The organism is Terriglobus albidus (genome assembly GCF_008000815.1).
Classification (GTDB): domain Bacteria; phylum Acidobacteriota; class Terriglobia; order Terriglobales; family Acidobacteriaceae; genus Terriglobus; species Terriglobus albidus_A.
This window is the reverse complement of the sequence record NZ_CP042806.1, coordinates 3,067,636-3,090,587: the sequence shown is the minus strand read 5'-3', so window position 1 is coordinate 3,090,587 and position 22,952 is coordinate 3,067,636. Positions and strand designations below refer to the sequence as shown.

Sequence of the window (22,952 nt, the reverse complement as noted above, 5' to 3'; positions counted from 1 at the left end):
TAAGTCTATCGGCAATTGCTGTCCAGTGCCGTCAGGATGGACGTTATCCCACCTGGAGATGCAACTAAATGCGGTTGAAGGCCCGCTGAATCTCCTTCAGCGAATAACGCAACGCGATCGGCCGTCCATGCGGACAGCTTGTGGGATGCTGCGTCTTCGCCAGCTCCGCCAGCAGCCACTCAATCTTTGCCGGATCGAGCGGCATATTGATCTTGATCGCCGCGTGGCAGGCAATCGACGCCGCAATCCGTGTGCGTCGAGCCTCAGCGTTCTCAACCTGCCCCGTGCGATCATCCGCCAACACCTCGTCCAGCAGGTGCTCCAGCTCCTTGCCTTCCAGACCGACGGGAGCCGCTTTGACGGCCAGAGTTCGCGGTCCAAAGGGCTCCGCTTCAAAGCCGTTGCGGTCCAACTCATCGGCCAGCTCAGCAAAGGCAAGCATCTGCGCCGGCTGCAGATCGACAAGCAGCGGCATCAGCAACCTCTGCCGCTGTACCGACTCCGTACGGCGCTCACGCAGAATCTTCTCAAACAGAACACGCTCATGGGCGACGTGCTGGTCGATGATCCAGAGGCCGTCTTCATTCACGGCCAGGATGAAGGAGTTGCGTAACTGCCCCACAGCCCGCAATGTCGATAGCGAATGCAGTGTCTCGGGACGTTCTTCGCCTTCCTCCGGCGTCGCCGAAGAGCAGGAGTGCCGTCCCGATACCCGCTGTTCCGGCTCGCGCAGAAATGGCGGCTCATCAACGGAAGCCTCAGTCTGAGGGAAGACAATGCGTTGCTCGGTAGCAAGAAACGGATCTGCCTGCAGCGAAAACGCCGCGGCGTCACCCGCCTGCGGATCTCCTTCGGAGGCTGGAGGAAGATCAGGCGCACCCGGCATGGGGCTAACGTCGATGCGCAGCGCCTCAGCCGCCAATGGCGAATCCGTGAGCGCCATCGCAAAACTCATCACCGGCCTTGCCGCCATCAATGCCGTGCGCACCGAATCACGCAGGAAGTCATGCACGATGGACTGTTGCCGGAAACGTACCTCGGTCTTCGCTGGATGAACATTCACATCCACCTCGGCAGGTGGGACCTCAAGGAAAAGCAGCACCACCGGAAAGCTGGTCGGCGGAATGACGTTGCGATAAGCCTCCGACAGGGCATGCAGCACCAGACGGTCGCGAATCAGCCGTCCGTTCACGAAAACATAGATCGAGTTTCGGTTGAGCTTTTGCAGTTCAGGTTTTGAAACAAAACCACTTATCCGCATCACTCCAGGTTCGGGCGGCTCATAGTTCTCGTCCCGCTTCCATGGCGGAGGCTCTGGAATGCCGACGCGGGCAAAGTCGGTCTCGGCCGCGACAGGAATCATCTGGTCCACCGTCTCGCGGCCGAAGATCTGGAACATACGATCCGCTGCCGAGGTCACCGCAGGGGCCACCAGCAACGCATGCGTGGCCGAATGCAGCTCAAAGTGCTTTGTCGGATTCGCCAGGGCGTAGTGCGTCACCAGGGCGGCGACATGCTGCAGCTCAGTCGATTCGCTACGCAGGAACTTCCGACGCGCGGGCGTATTGAAGAACAGGTCCCGGATCGTCAGGGTCGTGCCTGCCGGGCGCCCGAGATCCTCCACCCGGAGGAGTTTGCCGCCTGCGATCTCCAGCAGCGTGCCGGCTTCGTCTTCCGGTGCACGGGTCTCCATCGTCAATCGGGAGACTGAGGCGATAGAGGGCAGCGCCTCACCACGGAAGCCGAGGGTGGCAATCTGCAGCAGGTCATCGGAGCTGCGCAGCTTAGAGGTGGCATGCCGCTCGAAGGCCAGCAGAGAGTCGTCGCGCCCCATGCCATGTCCGTCGTCGGCGATGCGGATAAGCTTCCGCCCGCCTGCTTCGACTTCAATGCGGATCCGGGCAGCGCCGGCATCGAGCGCGTTCTCCAGGAGTTCCTTGACGACAGAGGCTGGACGCTCTACCACCTCGCCGGCAGCGATCTGATTCGCTACCTGGTCTGACAGCACACGGATACGGCCCATCCGGATATTTTATGGGGAGTTCGGCGCGAGGGGAGTGAGGAAAGGCTGTCTTAAACACAAACGCCCGCATCCGGAGTATCGGATACGGGCGTTGTCATGAACTCTACTTGAAGGTACCGCACAGGAAGGCAAAGAAAACGCCGAAGAGGATAAGGAATACCTGCCAGTAGCGGTCGAGGAATGTGTTCTGTGCGTGCGACATCGCGGTAATAATCTCCTTCTGCCATCCTACATGGACGGCTTACGGTCTGCGCATTCTACTTCTTCTTGGACTTCGACTTCCCTTTGGACTTGTCCTTTGTTTTGTCCTTTTTGGACTTCTTCTTCGAAAGAGAAAGAGTCTTAAGCGAAAGAGTCGACTCCTGGTCACCGACCATATGCAAACGCATAAAGTTCGTGCCGCCGGACTTGGTACGGGTGCCGGCAACAATGCCGAGAATCTGACGATCCTGCACATAACCGAGATCGCGCAGAATGTCGTCGGCCATGCTGACCAGAACGTCGGTGTCATGGAAGCGGGCGCAGAGTACCGGCGTCGTACCCCACAGCAACATCGAGCGATTGATGACCGCCTGATCCGGCGAGAGAACGTAGATCGGGGTCTCTGGACGATACTTCGACAGCAGACGGCCGGAATAACCGCTCTCGGTAAAGATTGCGATTGCAGTCAGGTCAAGATCCTGCGCAGCCAGAGCCATGCATTCGCAGATGGTCTCGGTAACCGATAACGCTCCGCGGCGCGAAGGACGGACCTTGGGCACAGGATTGTCGCGAATCTGCATCTCCGTCTCGGCGACGATCTTGGCCATCATAGCCACCGCACTGACCGGATACTTGCCGTTTGCGGTCTCCGCCGAGAGCATCACAGCGTCGGTGCCATCGTAGATTGCATTGGCGACATCGCTGGCTTCGGCGCGGGTTGGACGAGGATTCTCGATCATCGACTCCAGCATCTGGGTTGCCGTAATGACGGGCTTACGCGCCTCATTCGCCTTGGCGATGATGTGCTTCTGAATCGCGGGAACCTTCTCCGGCGGGACCTCAACACCCAGATCGCCGCGGGCCACCATGATGCCGTCGGCGACTTCCAGAATCGAGTCCAGATGCTCGATCGCCTGCGGCTTTTCCAGCTTGGCAATGATCCAGGCATCGCTCTTCAGCGCCGCCAGCCGGGTCTTTACGTGACGCACATCGTCCGCCGTACGGACAAACGAGACCGCGACCGTATCGACGCCTTCGCCAATCGCAAATTCCAGGTCTTCCTCGTCCTTCTCGGTCAGCGAGGGAACCTTCACCGGAATGCCGGGGAGGTTAATGCCCTTGTTCTCACCGAGCATGCCGCCATTCAGGATGTCGCAAACCACGTCCTCGCCATTGACCTCGCGGACGACCAGCTCGATCAGGCCGTCGCTCAGCAGGATGCGGGCGCCGGGCTCGAGGTTCTCTGCCAGCGTAGTGAAGGTAGTTCCAACGGCCGCTGCCGTGCCTTCCTTGATCTTGGGAGAGATGGTGAGCAGCTTTCCCTGCTCCAGCAGAACGGGCTTGCCGCCCTTCAGCTTGCCGGTACGAATCTTTGGCCCCTGCAGGTCGGCCAGGATACAGATAGCCTTCTTCTCCTGCTGGGAGACGCGGCGGACCATCCGGATCAGTTCGGTTTTCTGGGCATGAGTCCCATGTGAAAAATTCAGGCGGGCAACATCAAGCCCGGCGCGGACGAGTTGTCCGAAGATGAGCTCATCACTCGACGTGGGTCCCAGCGTTGCGACAATCTTAGCGCGGCGCTGGCCGCTCTCTCCCAGGCTCAAACCATTCAACATGTGCGATTCAGTCCCCTATGATGCGGCAATACAGCAGTAGTCCGCAGCCATTCTACCTGCTTTGCCCTTGTGACTGGTTCGACCACCATAATTATCAGCCGTGAAGTGGACTGCTGGCCATTCGATGCGAGATGTGATGCGCCTGGCGCACGGCGTTAAGCTCTGCTCCAAGCAGGACGCTGATGCTTGCCAGATACAGCCACACCAGCAGCGCGATACCCGCGCCGAGAGACCCGTACACTCGCGAGTAGTTGGCAAAGAGCGTGACGTACCATCCGAAGCCGAGTGTCGACGCGAACCAGAGGAGCGTTGCGAACAGAGCTCCCGGCAGGGTCCGCCGCCATGAAACCGAACTCGGCGTGCCGAAGTGGTAGATGAACGACAGAATGGTTACCGTGCCTGCCAGGGCGATCACCCAGCGGGCGGCGGTTGCTACAAAGTAGATGATGTCTCGTGAATGGTACGGAGCAAGAACGTAAAACCAGAGCGAGATGTAATGGCCGAAGACGACCAGCACGCTGGCAAGGCCGAGCGGCAGAACCGAGATCGGCACCAGCAGAAACGAGACGATGCGTCGCTTCCAGAAGCCCCACGTACCCTGCGGGACGCCATAGGCGCGGCGAAAGCCCTCCATCAACGTCAGCAGAACGCCCGAAGCGCCGGTCAAACTAACAATGGAAGCACTCACCGGCAGACCTGCACTCGTTTCACTGGTATGCCGGAAGTACGATGCCAGCAACGTCAGGACCTGCGGTGGCAACACCCGGTCAAAGATCAGGGAAAACTGTTGCCGGAAGAGAGAGCTATCCGGTAGCCGCGCAATCACGGCGGCAGTGACGATAAGCGCCGGGAACACCGCAAAGACAGCCGAATAAGCACAACCTTTGGCGGTGCCAAAGACGTCGTGGTGAAACCCGTTGCGCGCAGCCAGCCGCAGATGAGCCCAGAATCGGCGCATGAATGACAACAGACTACCTTGATTCCGTGATATCGACGACGCTGACAATCGTCCGGCGTGCTTTCAGAGTTAGAGCATTTTCCCTGTAGGTGTAGTGCAGGGATCCCGTATCTATGGGCGTTTTCCGCAATGAAAACGCCGCTGCACACCCGTTCCGGGCTACCCAGCAACAGGGAAAATGCTCTAGCGGGTTAAAAATATGCGCCGGCGCTTCAAAAGAAGCGCCGGCGTCATCTCTCTGCCTTCTAGATCTCCCAGCGCAGAAGCGTAGAAGCGACAGTAAACCCGGCTCCGACGGAGGCCAGAAGTACCAGATCGCCCTTCTTCAGCCGTTTTTCTTCCACGGCAGTTCCCATGGCAAGAGGAATGGTCCCGGCAGTCGTGTTGCCGTAACGGTCGATGTTGATGATGACCCGATCTTCGGGCATGCCGAGACGTTCCGCTGTGGACAGGATGATGCGCTTGTTTGCCTGGTGCGGAATAAAGCAGCCGAGCTCTTCGCCCTTCACGTTATTGCGTGTGAGCACAGCTTCGGCCGCCTCTGCCATCTTGCGTACCGCAAACTTATAAACCGCCTGTCCATCCTGATGCACATAGTGCATCTTCTGATCGATGGTCTCGTGGCTGGAAGGGTGAAGGCTGCCGCCGCCAGGCATATTCAGCGAGACCCCGCCGGCTCCATCGACCTCATGCCAGAAATCAATCAGGCCAACTTCATCGCTCTCACATGGCTCGATCAGTACCGCGCCGGCGCCATCACCGAACAGGATGCAGGTCGTACGGTCGGTGTAGTCGAGGATGGACGACATTGTATCGGCGCCGATGACCAGCACCTTCTTGTGAGCGCCGCTCTCCACCAGTTTGGCGCCGACCTGCAAGGCATACGGAAAACCGGAACAAGCAGCAGAGAGATCAAAGCCCCATGCGCCGCGAGCACCCAGCTTGCTTTGCACCAGACAGGCGGTAGCGGGGAACATCATGTCCGGAGTCACGGTGGCGACGATGATGGCGTCGACCTCGTCAGGAGAGACTCCACGCGCCTCCAGACATCTCTTCGCTGCCTCTGCCGCCAGATCGCTGGTTGCTATGCCCTTGTCAACGACGTGACGCTCACGAATGCCCGTGCGCTCCACGATCCACTGGTCGCTGGTTTCGACCATCTTCTCCAGATCGGCATTGGTCAACAGCCGAGGGGGGACATAGGTTCCAAGAGAACTGATCTTCGCCCGCACGCTGACGTGTGGCTTCAACTCAAGAGACAAACGGTCACCTCACACTTCCAATTGGAAGGATATCGAACCAGCGATGGATTGTAGAGTGGGGGGCACAACTGGAGAGTGCTTTGAAGAGTACCGGGGAGCCTACTGCGCACATACTGGCCCGTTACCGTTGCTTCCTTCCGGACCTGGCGGGGTTCGCGGGATTACGTCGCGTAGGTCCCGGCACTCGTTTAGTTTAGCAGTGTTTCGAGAAGCCTGCTGATGACACACCGAAGCGATAAGGAAAGCGGTGGAAATCAGGGTAGAATATTAAAGTGTCTACCCCTGTAAAATCTGGCGATTCCGCGTCTGAAGCTGTGCTTGATCGCGACGCCGCAAAGCAAAAAACACGTATCGGATTTGTCTCTCTCGGCTGCCCGAAGAACCTGGTCGACTCTGAAGTCATGATGGGCCTGCTGCACCATGCAGGCGCTGAGCTGACACCGCATGCAGAACAAGCCGACGTCATCGTCGTGAACACCTGCAGCTTCATCGACTCTGCCAAGCAGGAATCCGTCAACGCCATCCTGGAGATGGCCCAGCACAAGACCGCGGGCCGTGCGCAGAAGCTCATCGTCGCCGGCTGCCTGGTCGAGCGCTATCGCGACGAGATCCGCAAGAACATCCCCGAGGTCGATGCCGTCATCGGTACCGGTGAGCTTGAAGCCGTACTCGCGGCCGCAGGCATGGCTCCAGTGAAGCAAGAGCCTTCACCATTCAACATCATCAATGCAACGCCATCGCTCGAGTCTGAGCTGATCGACCGTGCTCCCTCGGCAGTCAAAAAACATTCACGTCCTGAAGGCGACCTGCGCGAAGAGCAGGGCCGTTTCAGCCGCGATGCATGGGATGGCGCATCGCCTTCCCTGCCCGAGTATCTCTACTCCGACGAGACACCGCGCATTCTCACCACACCGAAAGCCTCGGCATACATCAAGATCGCCGAGGGCTGCGATCATCCCTGCACCTTCTGCATCATTCCGCAGCTTCGCGGCAAGTTCCGCTCACGCCGGATGTCGTCGATCATTACCGAAGCCGAGTCGCTGGTGAAACAGGGTGTGCGCGAGATTACGCTGATCGGCCAGGACACCACCTGCTACGGAGAAGACCTCGGCCTGAAGGACGGCCTGGCGCAACTGCTCGATGCCCTGGCGCAGATCAATGTTCCCGGTATCGGCGGCATCAAGTGGCTGCGGTTCCTCTACGCCTATCCCAACAAGGTCACGCCGCTCCTCCTCGAGACCATTGCAAAGTACGACAACATCTCCAAGTATCTCGATGTTCCGCTGCAGCATGCTTCGCCGACAGCCCTGAAGCGCATGAAACGCGGCGGCTCGGGCGACATCTTCCTGAAGATGATCGAGCGCGCCCGCGCGACCGTACCCGGCATCGTGCTGCGGACCAGCTTCATCGTCGGCTTCCCCGGAGAGACCGACGCCGAGTTCGAAGATCTGATGGACTTTATCCAGAAGGCGCAGATCGACTGGCTGGGCGTCTTCTCCTACTCGGATGAAGAGGGCGCCAAGGCTTTCGATCTGGAGGAGAAGGTGCCTTCGCGCACCATCGAGTCGCGCCGCCGCAAACTGATGCGCCTGCAGCAGAAGCTCAGCACCAAGGCGAAGAAGGCCTGGGTCGGGCGCGAAGTCGAGGTTTTGGTAGAAGGTCCGAACGAAGAGACACCGCTGCTGTGGGACGCACGCACCATGCTGCATGCGCCTGAGATTGACGGCAAAGTACTCATCAACGACTTTGGCCCGCACGAGACCCTGGTTCCAGGAACCTTCTATCGCGCCGAGATCACTGAGTCGCATGACTACGATGTAGTCGCCCGCATCATCGAGTAGGAATCATCCATGCACAATGAAAAAGGCCCCGCAAAGGGGCCCTTTTTCGTTTTCCTGCGCTTCGTGGTTTAGAAACCGCCATTCGCCTTCGCATCATTGATCGCCTTGTTGTAGCCGGAGGTGAAGGCAGAGCGATATGCATCACGCTGATCCTTCTTCACATGGGCAGGCGGGTTCTTGTAGAGATGCGAGCTGGTGGGGTCGACCTTACGCTTGGCCAGCGTATCCAGTTTGGCGGCTTCCATGCCGTCCTTGTAGGCCTGCTCCTGTTCCGGAGAGCCTGCGAACGCACCGTTGTACTGAGCGGTGGTGTTTGAGGACTGGGTCTGCTGGGCCAGCGTCATAACCGAGGAGCTGGCAAGGAGGGCCGCTGCTGCGAGCGGCATAACAAAACGGATTGTTTTCTTCATGCGGTGTTACCTTTCTAGGTCCAACAACGACGTACTGCGGTACTTCGTACTGCGTGTACTGCCGACTACATACTGCTTCACTTCCGGCGTGAAATCTTACGCCCGGGATACAGACGTTGCCAAATGCTCCGGCGTTGCTATTTTTCTGCCCTTTTTGCCGGTTTTTCATGGATTGCACTCGACGCGGGCCGTGAGGTGTACCTTGGAAAAGGAAACCGATGGCACCGAACAAAGCACTCCGCTGCCCGACATGCCGCACCCTGGTGCTGGAAAAGAACAACGACTACCCGTTTTGCAGTGACCGCTGCCGCCGGATCGACCTCGGCAAATGGGCCTCGGGAGAGTACCGAATCTCTTCTCCAATCCTGGATCCTGAAGTATTAGAAGGACTTGCGGAGCACGCCCGGCGTCCGCAGCAGGATAACGATGACGATTAGCACTCCAACCAATCCGCGCAAAACCGCCTGGGCATGGGTCGTCGGTACATTTTTCGGCTCCGGTCTGCTTAAGCCGGGCCCGGGAACCTATGGATCGGTACTGGCGGTGCTGATCTGGCGCCTGCTGGCCTTCTTTCTTGACCTTACCCGGCCGCAGTTAGCGCTTCTGACACTCGTGCTCGCCATTCTGGCGACGGTCATAGGTATTCCCGCGGCAACCCGCGTGGCCCGCGAGAGCGGCAGCAAAGACCCGCAGATGGTGGTGATCGATGAAGCGGCCGGCCAGTGGGTTGCGCTGCTCTTCGCCGCTCCCATCTGGAAGCACTACGTGCTGGCGCTGGTGCTCTTCCGGCTCTTCGACATCCTCAAACCGCCGCCAGTGCGCCAGCTTGAGCACCTGCCTGAGGGCACAGGCATCATGGCCGATGACCTGATGGCGGGCGTCTACGCGGTGATTTGTTTTGTACTGATCGCGCACTTCGCCTTCCCTAATTTTTAGGCCCTATCGCCAAATTAGCCACGAAACTGGGTGCCCCATCCACTGCGGAGCGATGGGTGAGATTCGGGGCGAGATATCTCACCCATCGCCTTATCACCCCAACGAATCAAGTTCGTCGAGCCCCCCGCGTTGCGATGAATGGGCACCCAGGGCATGGGCATCCCGAATTTGCCTCACCCGGGCACGAACCTTCTACCTGCGTTAGGCTTAATCCATGGCAGCAGCCTTTCGTTTTGGGTCAAATGTCGAGGCGCCTCACCTCGACTCCGTAACACCACTGGCAGCCCTGCCGAACGGCGAGTTCCAGGTACAGGGCAAAGCTCTGGGTGTGTATGAAGGGCATCTGCCGACTGTCACTATCGGCGACGTGCCTGCAAGGCTCGCTCTCTCGCGGACTTCACGCCTGTCGGTGCGAGTCCCTGAAGGTTCTATCACCGGAGACCTGGTCGTCCGCTCTCACGGCTCAACCAGCAATCCCCTTCCCGTGAGGGTCGCGGTCCCCATGGCGGACAACCTGCATCCTGTCGCCAATCCGGCGGTCGACGCACAAGGCAATGTCTATGCCACGCTCTCCGGACCACGCAATCAGAAGACACCTGTCTCGATCTTCCGTATCGATCGCGACTTCCAGGTGCGCCCCTTTGTGCGAGACCTGATGAACCCCACCGGGCTTGCCTTCGACGCCGAAGGCTATCTCTACGCAAGCTCTCGTGCGGAAGGCATCGTCTACCGTATCTCTCCCACCGGAGCGATGGCTGTCTACGCCGAAGGCATGGGGGTCGCCACCGGGATCGCCTTCGATAACGACGGCAATCTCTTTGTGGGTGACCGCAGCGGAACCATCTTCAAAATCGACCGCGAGCGCCAGATCTTTGTCTACGCCACGCTTGAACCCAGTGTCGCCGCCTATCACCTTACCGTCTCAACAAACGGCACGCTCTTCGTAACGGCGCCGACCACCTCCAGCCGCGACCATGTGTACACCATCAATCGCAATGGAGAGGTGGACACCTTCTACACCGGCCTGGGACGGCCCCAGGGCTCTGCCTTTGATACTGACAGCAACTTCTATGTCGCCGCATCATTGAACGGACAGCGCGGCATTGTGCGCATCACACCCAGGCGAGAGGCATCGCTGATTGTCTCCGGTAACTCGATTGTTGGGTTCTGTTTCCTGGAAGACGGCTGCGCCGCCATCGCTACCAATAACGCCCTCTATCACGTCGAACTCGGTATCGAAGGGCAGCTTCTTCCATCTATAAATTCATGAACGCAGAGATTATCGCGATCGGCTCAGAGATGCTGACGCCGCATCGCCAGGACACGAACTCGCTCTTTCTCACGGACCGCCTTAACTCGCTTGGAGTTACGGTCGATTTCAAAACCATTGTGGGCGATAACTTCACCCATCTCACGAGTGCTGTCGCGACAGCATTGTCGCGGGTCGACATCGTGCTGCTCTCGGGAGGTCTTGGGCCAACTGAGGACGACCTGACGCGCGAGGCCGTCGCCTCCGTGCTCAAGCTCAACCTGAAACGGAATAACGATCTCCTTGCCGGCCTTCATACCCGCTTTGCCAAACGCGGCATCACTATGTCCGACAACAACGCCAAGCAGGCCGACGTCATCGACGGGGCGGTGGTGTTGCCCAATGCCAATGGATCGGCTCCGGGACAGTTCATGGACACTGTAGTCGGCAAGCATCGCAAGCTCGTCATCCTTCTTCCTGGACCACCAAAGGAGATGAAGGCAATGTACGACGCTGAAGTGCGCCCGCGACTGCACTCCATTCTGCCGCCACGGTTCATCACCAAAAGAATGCTGCGGATCGCGCTGGTACCGGAATCGACTGTAGACGCAAGGGTCGCCCCGATCTACAAGGGCTACAGCGATGTGGAGACAACCATCCTGGCGCACAACGGCGAGATCCAGTTGCACTTTCAGTATGCCGGCGTATCCCTGAACCAGGCGCAGGCCCGCGTGGATGAAGTGGCCAGCCGCTGCGAACAGGAGATGGGAGACGATGTCTTCTCTTCGCACGGAGAATCGCTGGAAGAGGTAGTGCAGTTGCTGCTGGGCCTGAAAGACGTCCGCGTCGCCACCGCTGAGAGTTGCACCGGCGGCTGGCTGGCACAGCGTTTAACCTCACTGCCGAATGCATCGCGCACCTTTCTGGGAGGAGTGGTCGCCTATTCCAACGACCTGAAGAACAGCTTTACCGATGTCCCCGAATCTGTCATTGATGCCTTCGGCGCGGTCAGCGGGGCAGTTGCTCGCGCAATGGCGGAAGGCATCCGCACCAGGACCGGAGCGGAGATTGGTATCGGTATCACCGGCATCGCCGGCCCTGGCGGAGGCACAGATGAGAAGCCAGTCGGTCTGGTGTTCGTGGCGCTTGCCGATGGACAGGATACCGATGTGAAGAAGCTGAGCCTCAGTGGAGACCGCGAACGTATTCGCTGGTGGGCAACACAGAATGCTCTGGATATGCTGCGCAGGAAACTGATGTGACGTTAGGCTAAGGCGGGAATTATAAGGACCTTGCTACACTCACCTCTGACGCAATGAACCCCTGGCTTCTCACTCTCGTGCTTGCCTACCTGTTGGGATCGATTCCCTTCGGCTACATCCTCGTTCGTCTCTTTCTCAAGCAGGACATCCGCAAAACAGGCAGCGGCAATACCGGCGCCACGAATGTAGCGCGCTCCGGTAAAAAGGGCTTGGCGATTGCCACCCTGCTGCTGGATCTGCTGAAGGGAGTCGCCGCCGTAGTCATCGCCCGTCATATCGCCGCAGCCCACGGCATGAACACAGAGGACATGGCGGCAGCCGCTGCGGCGATGGCGATTCTTGGCCATATCTTTCCCGTATGGCTCAGTTTCCGCGGCGGTAAGGGAGTGGCCACCGGCCTCGGCGTCTTTCTCGCGATCTCGCCGCTGACGACGCTGTGCTGCCTCGCTGTCTTCATCGTGGTCTTTATGATTTGGAAGTATGTCTCTCTGGCCAGCATTGTGGCGGCGGCAGTCTTTCCGGTCTTCGCCTTTCTGTTCTCGCATGGCAATGTAAGCCCGATTGTTGCGGCAAGCTTTGTTGTGATTCCCGCGGTCATCATCTTCAAGCACCACTCGAATATTCAGCGGCTGCTCAAGGGAACGGAAAACCGCTTCGGCAAAAAGAAGGAAGCGTAGGATGAGCCGAATCGCTGTATTGGGAGCAGGAGCATGGGGTACCGCACTCATGTTGTCACTGGCACGCCGTGGCGGACATGAGCTGACACTATGGGCACACTCCGAACAGGACGCCACGGAGATGCTCGCCCTCAGGGAAAACCGCAGATTCCTACCCGGCTTTGCGCTGCCGGAAGACCTGAAAATCACCACTTTGCTGGCAGAGGCAATTCCGGCTTCCGAGATCGTATTGTGCGTTGTTCCTTCAGAGCATCTGCGCGCCACGTTTGTCGATGCCGCCTCGCTCCTTACGCCAGACCATGCCGTCATCTCGGCGACCAAAGGCATTGAACAGGGTACGTATCTGCGGATGAGCCAGGTGATTGAAGAGCTGACGCCGGCTAAGGTCGCAGTGCTCTCCGGCCCGTCCTTCGCACAGGAGGTTGCCCAGGGGATGCCGACCGTGGTCACTATCGCATCGAAGAACCGCACCCTGGCGCAGCGGCTGCAGTCGGACTTTTCTTCTTCGACCTTCCGCACCTATGCCAATGACGATGTCGTCGGTGTCGAGCTCGGCGGAGCGTTGAAGAATGTCATCGCTCTCGCCGCCGGAGTCGTTGCCGGTCTTGAACTCGGACACAACGTTGCCGCCGCCCTGATGACTCGTGGCATCGCCGAGATTACCCGCCTCGCCGTCGCCTGCGGTGGACGTCCTGAGACGCTGGCCGGACTTTCGGGCGTAGGCGACCTGGTGCTGACCTGCACCGGCTCCCTCTCGCGTAACCGCACCGTCGGCATCGAGTTAGGCAAGGGCCGCAAGCTGCCGGAGATCATCGCCTCGCTCAACGGCAAGGTCGCCGAGGGCGTGCTGTCCACGTCCGCAGCCCTGGGTCTCGCGCGCAAGCACGGTGTGGAGATGCCGATCACCGAGCAGATGGAGGCAGTTCTTCATGAGGGTAAAGCGCCCATGGAGGCGATCCGCGAGCTCATGACCCGCTCTCTGCGGGCTGAGTAAGCCGTCGGCTCCCTGTGGGAGCGATACACTATAGGGGATGGCTATTCAGACACTCTTCGGTTCGTTGAAGGACGACGAACCCCGTAAACCGGAACAGGAAGAGGAAGCACTCGAAACATCGCGCGGCTTTTTCGGCCGCATGAAGCAGGCGGTCACCCGCACGCGCGAGAACCTGAGCGCGCAGCTTGACCAGGCCCTCTCGTTTACCCGGACGGTTGATGAGAGCGACCTTGAAGATCTGGAAGCTATTCTGCTGACGGCAGACATCGGTCTTTCCACCACAACCGAGATCATCGGCCGTCTTCGCGAGCGTGCGAAGCGCGAGGGCATCGAATCCGGCTCGGCGCTGAAAAATCTGCTCAAGCAGGAGATCAAATCCATCCTCGATGACGTCCAGCGCGTCGTGCGGCCACCATCAACGCCGCCAGAGGTCATTCTGATGGTCGGCGTGAACGGCACCGGGAAGACGACCACCTCCGGCAAACTCGCGGCCTTCTTCCAGTCGCAGAACCGCTCCACGCTGCTGTGCGCCGCCGACACCTTCCGCGCCGCCGCCATCGAGCAGCTCGAGGTCTGGTCACAGCGCTCGGGTGTACCGGTCATCAAAACACGCCAGGGCGGCGATCCTTCCGCAGCTCTCTTTGACGCTCTCGATGCTGCAAAGAAGCGTGAGACGCAGGTAGTACTGGTCGATACCGCTGGACGCCTGCACACCAAAGCGGGCCTGATGGCGGAGCTCGACAAGATGCGCCGCATCGCCCAGAAGTTTGTTGCGGGCGCTCCGCACCAGGTGTTTCTGGTCATCGATGCCACCACCGGGCAGAACGGCCTGCAGCAGGCACGCCTGTTCACGGAGAGCGCCGGTGTCACCGGCATTGTGCTCACCAAGCTGGACGGTACCGCCAAAGGCGGAATCGTCGTTGCCATCGCACACGAGTTGAAGTTGCCTGTCGTCTTCTGCGGTATCGGCGAGAAGATGGATGATCTGCTTCAGTTCGACTCCGCCGCGTTTGTCGAAGGCCTTTTCAACTAGTGTGGTATCTCAGAAGTTCTTGTCATAAATGTTGTCATCCTGAACGTAGTGAAGGACCTGCTTTTTTCAACGCTTCGGACGGCAAATACTGTTCATGATTTATGTCACGAACTGTAGATTCAGGACACTAAGCTGTATCGACAAATTCGTTTGTATTTTTGTTAGCGTTTTGGGGTATTCCTTACCCACCCTAGCGTTGCGAGCGTTCACCCCAACGAACAAGGTTCGTTGGGGACCCCGAGGGTGGGGCACCCAGGCAATATAAGCACCGCAAGACAAGCCGATGGAACTGACAGACGACATTCGTTACATGCAGCAAGCCCTCGCATTGGCACGCGAAGGCGTAGGCCTGGCCTCCCCAAACCCCACTGTCGGATGCGTGCTTGTGAAAGACGACCGGGTCGTCGGACGCGGCTTCCATATGTACGAACACCGCGATCATGCCGAGATCGTCGCGCTGAAAGAAGCCGGAGGCGAGGCTGAAGGTGCAACCGCATATGTCACGCTGGAGCCCTGCAGCCATCATGGCCGTACCGGCCCGTGTGCGGACGCACTCATTCATGCCCGCGTTGGCCGTGTCGCGGCAGCTACGGTGGACCCCAACCCGCAGGTCGCCGGTCAGGGACTGGCCCGGCTGGCACAGGCCGGCATTCAGGTCACAGCAGGCGTGCTGCAGGAAGAAGCCCGTGCCTTGAACAATGCCTTCGCAAAGTGGATCGTTACCGGATCACCCTACGTTGTCCTCAAGGCTGCTCTCTCCGTCGACGGATATCTGGCGCCTCCACCCCAACGCCGTCATACGCAGGAGCCCCACTGGCTGACGGGCGCCGCCGCGCGAGCCCATGTACAGCAGATGCGGCACGCCTCCGACGCCATCCTGATCGGGATCGGCACCGCCCTGGCAGACAGCCCTCTACTCACCGACCGCACCAATCTACCCCGCAGGCGCAAACTACTTCGGGTGATTCTAGATACGCATCTACGGCTTCCCCTCTCCAGCAAGCTTGTCGCCTCGGCTGCTGATGACCTGCTGGTCCTGTGTCATGAATCGGCTTCCACGGCATCTGAAGATGCACTGCTCGAACTAGGCGTTCAGGTGGAGCGCATACAGTCGCCACATCAGCACATCGATCTGATAAACGCCTTGCGCGCTCTTGCCGAACGGCAGATCACCTCAGTACTTCTCGAGGGCGGCAGCCGGCTGAATGCAGCTTTCCTCGCCGGCGATCTCGTCGATGAGGTTGATCTCTTCTATGCCGACGCTGAGCTTGGCCACGGAGCCGTTCCGTTTGCCGAAGGAGGACCGTCACCTTACCTGCTCGAACAGCGGTTGAGCCGTCTCTCGAAGGCAGAGTTCGGCTCCGATACTTTGGTCACTGGATATCTTCGGGATCCCTGGGGCAGATAGGGCGTATCGACTAGTTAGGATAGCCCATGCACTGGGTGTCCCATGTCCGGGGTCCCCAACGAACTTGTTCGTTGGGGTGGTGTCCCTCGGGGACAGCAAGCACTTGTATCAACTTCTTCTAATCGACACGAGGTTATGGAAACCGGTCGCGCGAAGCGCGATACCCCACCCTTCGCGATCAAGCCGCTAAGAATGGGGCAACGAGTGTCTACTGCGTCCGAATTTGTCGATGCCCCAAATGCTCCCGGCATCTTCTCAAGGAGTCCATTAGTTTGATGGCCCGTCCGACGGAAAGTCCTCGAAGGTCTCTTCGGTAAAGGCATCCGTTCCCGATTGAAGGAGTAAGTTCCATATCCGGCTGTATTGCTCCTTCATTTTTCCCCGCATGACCGGATCGGCAAGAGCGCTCTCCTTGGCCTGATGAATCTCCTGGGAGGTCGCGCCTTTTGAGATTGCCAGCTTTTCGCAAGCACCCGACTCGATTGCCAGCTTCTCGATTTCGCCGGCGAGCCGTTGGAGCAGTTCCTGAAACAGTAGGAATTTAGCGTTCGTCTCGTTTCCCATCATGGCGCGTCCTCCTCGACTGGCTGTTACACAAAATACAGGCGATACCACGTTCGTGGATGGAATAAAGGACACCGCAGCTAAGTCTGTTCCCACTGCGGGACTAACAGGAATTTGATGGCGCGCCCTAAAATAGAAACCATGTTCACAGGCCTGATTGAGACATTGGGGACCATCCAATCCGTTACCCCCACCGAAGGCGCTACCCGCATCACTCTGCAGGCTCCGGTCTCACTGACCTCGCGCTTGAAGGAAGGTGACAGCGTCGCCGTATCCGGCGTATGTCTTACGGCCCTCGATATCGCCGAAGGCATCTTTTCCGCTGACCTGGCAACTGAGACCATCGCGCGTACCTCGTTGTCGCGTCTTGCACCAGGCCACATCGTGAATCTTGAGTTGCCGACACCGGCTGGAACTCCGCTTGGCGGACACATCGTGCAGGGCCACGTGGACGCTACAGGCACGCTGCTGGAACTTACACCGCTTCACCCCGCCACACCGGAGCACTCCGATTGGCAGCTGCGAATCCGTGTACCGGTTGCCCTGACACGCTTCATTGTGGAGAAGGGTTCCATCACCATCGAAGGCATCTCTCTTACCGTCGCAGGCCTTGAGGTGGATGTCGTCACCGTCGCGATCATTCCCCACACCTACGGAGCGACCAATCTGCATGCTCTCAAGGCAGGCGCCGAGGTCAATCTCGAAACCGACGTTCTGGCTCGTTATGCCGAGCAGATGCGATTGCAGTCCCTGGCTGCGACCGGAACGCTGACCGAAGCCGGGCTCATTGCCCGGGGCTATTAGAGGCTTTCCCTGTTTCTGGGTATCCCGAAAAGGGCGTGCCGCGGCGTTTTCATTGCGAAAAACGCCCATAGATGCGGAAGCCCTACATTACCCCCACAGGGAAAACGCTCGAATCAGCTTCCCCTCCTTAGTTAGCTGCTGTACCATTCGCGTATCCCATTTTTTGTTGCACTTTGACTCCCATCTGCCATGCGTACCTGTATTGTCTGTACCGCTGAGTTGCCCGAGACTCCTGGACCTTGCCCTGTCTGCAAGTCCGAGCCGGTCTATCGAACAGCAATTTCCGTTGCAGAATCGGGCCACGGCATGAATGGAGCAACTCCTGCTGGAGCAACGCCTTACGGCGCGACGCCGACGCCATCGTCAGGCATATCGAGCTCCTCAGCAGAAGAGGCGACGCTGCTCTCTGTTCCCAGCCAGTACCTGACACCCGCGGACGAGATGGACACTGGCATCTGGGCGGAAGAAACCCTGGTGACAGGTGACGCGACACCGACGCCTCCGCTGCCGACGCCTACGCCCTTCAGCAGCCTTCCTGGCGTGGTTGCGCCGCCTTCTCCTACTCCCGTGCCCTCTTCCATGGGTGGTGAGACGCCAACACCAAGTGATCTACCCGTCAGCCACAGTCATAGCAGCGGCACGCCTATGTCTGCCAGGCCTTCGGGAACGACCGGCGGCTCAACGCCCTCCGGCAGTCAGACTTCGCTCGATGAGCAGGAGCTGGTTCCAGGCACCTTGCTCGTCGGACGCTACCGCGTCGTATCACCGCTTGGCCGGGGCGGCATGGGCCGCGTTTATCGCGCTGAAGACCTGAAGCTTGGCCAGACCGTAGCATTGAAATTTCTACCTCCGGCGATGTCGAACGATCCAGCCTGGCTGGCCCGCTTCTTTGCTGAGGTTCGCACCGCGCGCGAGGTAACCCACTCCAACGTCTGCCGCGTGCACGATATCGTCGAGATCCCTAACCCCCACGGACACTCCGTCCACTTCCTGACGATGGAGTACGTGGACGGCGAGAACCTCTCCGCTCTGCTCAAGCGCTTCGGCCGTCTGCCCACGCAAAAGGCCCTCGAGATGGCCGCGCAGATTACGGCGGGCCTGGCGGCAGCACACTCCAAGGGAGTCCTGCATCGCGACCTGAAACCGGCCAACATCATGGTCGATGGACGCGGCCATGCCAAGATCACCGACTTCGGCCTCGCCGTTGTCGCCGGAGAGGGCCGCCTGAACGAAGTCGCGGGGACTCCCGGCTACATGGCTCCGGAGCTCTTCACCGGAGGGCAGGCCTCGGGACGATCGGACCTGTTCGCTCTGGGCATCGTTCTCTACGAGCTCTTCGCCGGACGGCAGCCGTGGAATACCAAGAACTACAAGGAGCGCCAGCAGGCAGCCCCATCGCCGTTGCGCCGTTATGCTCCAAAGGTCCCCACCGATATCGAACGGGTGATCATGCAGTGCCTCTCCACTACAGTCACTGACCGGCCCATCTCCGCCGCGTACATGATGCAGGAGTTCCCTGCGGTGGATCTGGTGGCCTCGGCCATGGCACAGGGTGAGACGATCTCGATCGACGCGCTCACCTCAGCCGCGAATGAGTCAGAGCTGCCGCTGATGCGCGCCTGGACCCTGCTTGGAATTACCATTCTCGGCTTTGTGAGCTGCTTTCTATTCGCACCGAAGGCTACGACGCTCGGCGTTGCACCACCCGCTCTGTCGTACGACGAGATGCTCCATCGCTCTCAGGAGCTGTTGCGCGAACTGCATATTCCCGACCGCGCCAGAAATACCGCAGCCTGGCTGCAGACCAATGGAAACATCGCCGAGTACTATCAGACGGATCCTAAGAAGATGGCCGCAGCCAGCGAAGGCCCGCTCATTCTCACCTACAGGACCTATCGGGATTCCCTGCTTCCAATACAGTTGAGCCCAAGGAACCTGCCGACGCAGACCGATCCGGCGGCGAACCGCCCAGGAATGGTCTCCATCGACGTTGACTCCAACGGCCGCCTGATCCGGCTGGTCAATATGCCTGCCCAGGAAGAGCTGAACGCGCAACACGACGCCAAGCCCACGGACTGGAATGCAGCCTTCGCCGCCGCCGGACTCGATCCCAAGCTGATGCACGAGGTCACCCCCACCATTACGCCTCCGGTTGCGATGCATGAGCAGCGGGAATGGGTCGGTACCTATCCTGGCCATCCGGAGACAGAGGTCAGCTTCACCGCCAGCTCCTGGTACGGCAAGTTCACTTATCTCCGCGTAATGCCACCCTGGAACAAGCCGCTCTCGGTCGCGAAGGGTCTTATCGCCGCGACGTGGAGCCAGATCTTCCTCTATCTCGCCTTCTTCGCTACCGCCATTCCCCTGGTGCGTCGCAACCTCGCCATGCGTCGCGGTGATACACGCGGCGCCTACACGCTGGCCTCCGGAGTCTTCCTGCTCTTTGTCGCCGCTGCCTTCTGCGGATTCAAACCAACGGGCAGTCCGGATGCAACGTTCTCGTGGCTGCTGACCAAGCTGTCGTATGGCCTGCTGTCAGCCAGCATCGCGTGGCTGGGTTATGTTGCCATGGAGCCGTTCGCCCGGCGCCGGGTTCCACGTCTGCTGATCAGCATGGCTCTGTTGCTCAAGCGCCAGTTCACATCCCTTACGGTGACACGTGACATCCTGCTGGGCGTCAGCCTTGGCGTCGCCTGCGCCGGCGTCGAGTTCGCTCTCACCGCATTCTTGAAGCCCTGGATCCATTCGGTCGAACTATGGGAGGTTGAGCCGCTGCTTCTGGGCGGCCCAATCCCCTGGCTCAATACTGTGCTGATCCTTGCCGGCACCGTGCTGGTGAACACAGTGCTCGCCATTCCGGTCTTTGTCGCATTACGAGCCGTTCTGAAAAAGACGTACTTCGCCGCCGCGATCCTTGCCGTCATCATGCTGCTGGCTCACGTATCGGCGCACGGAGACTGGTGGAGCCTGCTGGTGGAAGCGGTATGGGCTGCCATGTTGGCATATCTCATCTCGCGCGTTGGAGCGCTCGCGGCCGCGGTCTTTGTCTTTACTTCCAAGCTGCTGGAACAGCTCCCCTGGACTGTCGATCCGGAGCACTGGCTGGCTCCGCCGATGTATACCGGGATCGTCGTGATCACGGTGTTGATGATCTGGAGCTTCTATTACGCCATCGGCGACCAGAAGGCCTTCGGCTTTATCAAGCTCGACGACTAACACGCTGCTTACGACTCAAACCGATAGAGGATTGCCTCACCTACCGCTTTGTATCCGATCTTGCGGTAGATAGAGTTCGATGTGGGATTGCCCAGATCCGTGTAAAGGATGCAGCAGTAGCCGGCGTTGGTGAGCAGCGAAGAGACTGCGTGGACACAAGCTCCGGCATAGCCGCAGCCTCGATGTTCCTTCGGCGTGTACACCGCCGAGAGACGAACAACGCCTGCAATAGGCTTACTACTGACGGCCATCGAGACTGTGCCTCCAATGTCCCACAGCCAGAGCCGTTCCGCGGCAAGAGCGGTGTCGATAAAGTTCTCAGCGTCTACGGAGTGCATATGCGTCTCGGCATAGAACTTCTGCAGCCAGCTCACTGCCAGATTCCGATCGCTGTAATCACCCTTTCGGAGCTGCCCACCCACTGGAGCAATTTCATTGAGCCCGGCCAGCTGATAGATGCGGAACGCCTGCATGGGGACCGCACCTGACCGGCGCCGCTCCGTCCATCTGCCGGCGAAGCTTGCGGCTGTCGCCACTTCGCCGTTCACTCCGGGCAGCATGATTCCCCCCTCCGTGATGGTGTCGACAAGAGCAGCGGCTACGTCCGCTTCCATCGGCACGAGGAGAGCCGGAAATGTCAGCGGAGACTGAAGCGCCAGACCAACGACCTGAGAATCGCGAAACGCGACCCAGTAGCGGCCAGGTTCAGGCTGAGCCAACCGAGTGTCCACAATGGTCAGGACCAGATTATGAAGTACAGCACGCGACAGCAGAAACTCTTCGGCAACGGCGAGGAATGACCGTGGATCTTCATAGAAGCGAACGCTGATACCCATGTCATCCAGCTTATCGCCCGCCGTGTGAATCATCCCTCCACACTCACACAACGTGTCGATGACGCGTGGCCCACGCGTCATCGACGCGGGCAAAGATTCCCCTGTGCTTGCATTGCACCCACAGGGAAAACGCTCCAGCGGAAGGAAAGGAAGAGAACCACGCGTCAGGCACGCGTGAACACCGCCTGGATGACGCGTGGAGTTCTTGCAGAGGCGGAAGCATGCTTCGCCGCAACGAAAAGGCGCAGCCCGAGGGCTGCGCCTTTCTCTCGCTCTCACCACCTGGACCGCACGCACCGCCGAAGCGATCTGCGCCAGAAGAGCGAAACGTGATTACAGTGAGTTCATGTTGTGCAGGAACTCGCTGTTGTTGCGGGTTTTGCCGAGCTTGTCGGTGAGCAGTTCCATCGCTTCCACCGGGCTGAGCGGATTGAGGACCTTGCGCAGGATCCAGATACGCTGCAGATCTTCCTTCGCGATGAGCAGCTCTTCCTTACGCGTACCGGAGCGCTGGATGTCGATCGCCGGGAAGACGCGCTTGTCGACAAGCTTGCGCTCCAGGATGACTTCGGAGTTACCGGTTCCCTTGAACTCTTCGAAGATGACTTCATCCATACGCGAGCCGGTATCGACCAGGGCCGTAGCGATGATCGTCAGGCTGCCACCCTCTTCGATGTTGCGGGCCGCGCCGAAGAAGCGCTTCGGGCGCTGCAGGGCGTTAGAGTCTACACCGCCGGAGAGGACCTTGCCGCTGGGCGGAACGATGGTGTTGTAGGCGCGTGCGAGACGAGTAATGGAGTCCAGCAGGATCACGACGTCGCGCTTGTGCTCCACCAGGCGCTTCGCCTTCTCGATCACCATCTCGGCGACCTGGACGTGGCGGGCAGCGGGCTCATCGAAGGTCGAAGAGATGACCTCGCCTTTGACGGAACGCTGCATGTCCGTCACTTCTTCCGGGCGCTCGTCGATCAGCAGAACGATCAGCACCACCTCGGGGTGGTTCGCGGTGATCGAGTTCGCGATCGACTGCAGCAGCATGGTCTTACCGGTACGCGGAGGAGCAACGATCAGGCCACGCTGGCCCTTGCCCATCGGAGTCAGCAGATCCATCACGCGACCGGAAATGTTGTCACGCACCGTCTCCATCTTCAGGCGTTCCTGCGGATAGAGAGGGGTCAGGTTGTCGAACAGGATCTTCGAGCGGGTCTCTTCCGGTGACTCGAAGTTGATGGCCTCAATCTTAACCAGAGCGAAGTACTTTTCGCCCTCGTGCGGCGGGCGGACGTTACCGCTGATGGTGTCGCCGGTCTTGAGATCAAACTTGCGGATCTGTGATGGAGAAACGTAGATGTCGTCCGGGCCGGGCAGATAGTTGTAGTCCGGAGAACGGAGGAATCCGTAGCCATCAGGCAGAATTTCAAGCACGCCCTCGGCGAAGATATGGCCTTCCTTCTCGCTTTGGGCCTGAAGAATCTTGAAGATAAGATCCTGCTTACGCAGTCCGCTGGTCCCAGGAATCTCAAGGCTGCGCGCTAGCTTGCCCAGCTCCTGGATATTCATTTCTTTGAGTTCTGAAATCGTCATTGTTGCCTTTTGTACGTAAATTGGGGAGTGTCTTGCTGCGGGCGGGGATGTCCACTGCGGAACGACTGACTACGATTT

General features: G+C 59.2%; 19 protein-coding genes and 1 other RNA gene. 11 read left to right on the top strand and 9 right to left on the bottom strand.

The window, feature by feature from the left end; genetic code table 11:
- Positions 1-64 precede the first annotated feature (64 nt).
- The 5 genes from mutL to ffs all read right to left on the bottom strand — a co-directional run bounded on the left by mutL (position 65) and on the right by ffs (position 6,243).
- A complete protein-coding gene (mutL, locus tag FTW19_RS12240; RefSeq protein ID WP_147647890.1) occupies positions 65-2,023 on the bottom strand; it encodes a DNA mismatch repair endonuclease MutL in 1,959 nt (652 codons plus the stop codon).
- 257 nt (positions 2,024-2,280) lie between these two features.
- Positions 2,281-3,840 (bottom strand): pyruvate kinase, encoded by a 1,560-nt coding sequence (gene pyk, locus FTW19_RS12235; protein WP_147647889.1) that lies wholly within the window; start codon positions 3,838-3,840, stop codon positions 2,281-2,283.
- A 94-nt stretch (positions 3,841-3,934) separates the two neighbouring features.
- Positions 3,935-4,798, bottom strand: a complete 864-nt coding sequence (locus tag FTW19_RS12230) for a YihY/virulence factor BrkB family protein (RefSeq protein WP_147647888.1) — start codon at positions 4,796-4,798, stop codon at positions 3,935-3,937.
- 245 nt (positions 4,799-5,043) lie between these two features.
- Positions 5,044-6,060 (bottom strand): beta-ketoacyl-ACP synthase III, encoded by a 1,017-nt coding sequence (locus FTW19_RS12225; protein WP_147647887.1) that lies wholly within the window; start codon positions 6,058-6,060, stop codon positions 5,044-5,046.
- Positions 6,061-6,145: 85 nt separating this feature from the next.
- Positions 6,146-6,243, bottom strand: an RNA gene (ffs, locus tag FTW19_RS12220) — signal recognition particle sRNA small type.
- Between the two features lie 89 nt (positions 6,244-6,332).
- Here ffs and rimO point away from each other — a divergent pair.
- On the top strand, positions 6,333-7,901 hold the full coding sequence (gene rimO, locus FTW19_RS12215) for a 30S ribosomal protein S12 methylthiotransferase RimO (protein WP_222705578.1): 1,569 nt from the start codon (positions 6,333-6,335) through the stop codon (positions 7,899-7,901).
- A gap of 68 nt (positions 7,902-7,969) precedes the next feature.
- Here rimO and FTW19_RS12210 read toward each other — a convergent pair whose 3' ends face one another.
- Positions 7,970-8,311, bottom strand: a complete 342-nt coding sequence (locus FTW19_RS12210) for a hypothetical protein (protein ID WP_147647886.1) — start codon at positions 8,309-8,311, stop codon at positions 7,970-7,972.
- 218 nt (positions 8,312-8,529) lie between these two features.
- On the opposite strand from FTW19_RS12210, the gene FTW19_RS12205 reads away from it, so the two are divergent.
- From FTW19_RS12205 to ribD, 8 genes are all read left to right on the top strand, one after another.
- Positions 8,530-8,748, top strand: a complete 219-nt coding sequence (locus tag FTW19_RS12205; RefSeq protein ID WP_147647885.1) for a DNA gyrase inhibitor YacG — start codon at positions 8,530-8,532, stop codon at positions 8,746-8,748.
- Positions 8,738-9,247: a phosphatidylglycerophosphatase A family protein gene (locus FTW19_RS12200; RefSeq protein ID WP_147647884.1), complete on the top strand. Its 510-nt coding sequence runs from the start codon at positions 8,738-8,740 to the stop codon at positions 9,245-9,247. Before FTW19_RS12205 ends, FTW19_RS12200 begins: the two co-directional genes overlap by 11 nt.
- Positions 9,248-9,461: 214 nt before the next feature.
- Entirely contained in the window at positions 9,462-10,517 is a 1,056-nt protein-coding gene (locus FTW19_RS12195) for a gluconolaconase (protein ID WP_147647883.1), read from the top strand.
- The gene (locus FTW19_RS12190; RefSeq protein ID WP_147647882.1) at positions 10,514-11,758 is read left to right on the top strand and encodes a competence/damage-inducible protein A; all 1,245 of its coding nucleotides are present in this window, start codon (positions 10,514-10,516) and stop codon (positions 11,756-11,758) included. The genes FTW19_RS12195 and FTW19_RS12190 overlap by 4 nt, the downstream gene beginning before the upstream one ends.
- 53 nt (positions 11,759-11,811) lie before the next feature.
- A complete protein-coding gene (gene plsY / locus FTW19_RS12185; protein WP_147647881.1) occupies positions 11,812-12,435 on the top strand; it encodes a glycerol-3-phosphate 1-O-acyltransferase PlsY in 624 nt (207 codons plus the stop codon).
- Position 12,436: 1 nt separating this feature from the next.
- Positions 12,437-13,429, top strand: a complete 993-nt coding sequence (locus tag FTW19_RS12180) for an NAD(P)H-dependent glycerol-3-phosphate dehydrogenase (RefSeq protein WP_147647880.1) — start codon at positions 12,437-12,439, stop codon at positions 13,427-13,429.
- Between the two features lie 37 nt (positions 13,430-13,466).
- Positions 13,467-14,462: a signal recognition particle-docking protein FtsY gene (ftsY, locus tag FTW19_RS12175; RefSeq protein WP_147647879.1), complete on the top strand. Its 996-nt coding sequence runs from the start codon at positions 13,467-13,469 to the stop codon at positions 14,460-14,462.
- Between the two features lie 283 nt (positions 14,463-14,745).
- Complete coding sequence (gene ribD, locus FTW19_RS12170) at positions 14,746-15,870, top strand: bifunctional diaminohydroxyphosphoribosylaminopyrimidine deaminase/5-amino-6-(5-phosphoribosylamino)uracil reductase RibD (RefSeq protein WP_147647878.1); 1,125 nt, start codon at positions 14,746-14,748, stop codon at positions 15,868-15,870.
- A gap of 267 nt (positions 15,871-16,137) precedes the next feature.
- On the opposite strand, the gene FTW19_RS12165 is transcribed toward ribD, so the two are convergent.
- Complete coding sequence (locus FTW19_RS12165; RefSeq protein ID WP_147647877.1) at positions 16,138-16,437, bottom strand: hypothetical protein; 300 nt, start codon at positions 16,435-16,437, stop codon at positions 16,138-16,140.
- Between the two features lie 138 nt (positions 16,438-16,575).
- Here FTW19_RS12165 and FTW19_RS12160 point away from each other — a divergent pair, with 138 nt between their 5' ends.
- Both FTW19_RS12160 and FTW19_RS12155 read left to right on the top strand, forming a co-directional pair.
- Positions 16,576-17,238, top strand: a complete 663-nt coding sequence (locus tag FTW19_RS12160) for a riboflavin synthase (protein ID WP_147647876.1) — start codon at positions 16,576-16,578, stop codon at positions 17,236-17,238.
- A gap of 306 nt (positions 17,239-17,544) precedes the next feature.
- Complete coding sequence (locus tag FTW19_RS12155; RefSeq protein ID WP_187143446.1) at positions 17,545-20,454, top strand: serine/threonine-protein kinase; 2,910 nt, start codon at positions 17,545-17,547, stop codon at positions 20,452-20,454.
- An 8-nt stretch (positions 20,455-20,462) separates the two neighbouring features.
- On the opposite strand, the gene FTW19_RS12150 is transcribed toward FTW19_RS12155, so the two are convergent.
- Both FTW19_RS12150 and rho read right to left on the bottom strand, forming a co-directional pair.
- Entirely contained in the window at positions 20,463-21,323 is an 861-nt protein-coding gene (locus FTW19_RS12150) for a GNAT family N-acetyltransferase (RefSeq protein ID WP_187143445.1), read from the bottom strand.
- A 300-nt stretch (positions 21,324-21,623) separates the two neighbouring features.
- Entirely contained in the window at positions 21,624-22,874 is a 1,251-nt protein-coding gene (gene rho, locus FTW19_RS12145; RefSeq protein ID WP_147647873.1) for a transcription termination factor Rho, read from the bottom strand.
- Between the last annotated feature and the right edge of the window lie 78 nt (positions 22,875-22,952).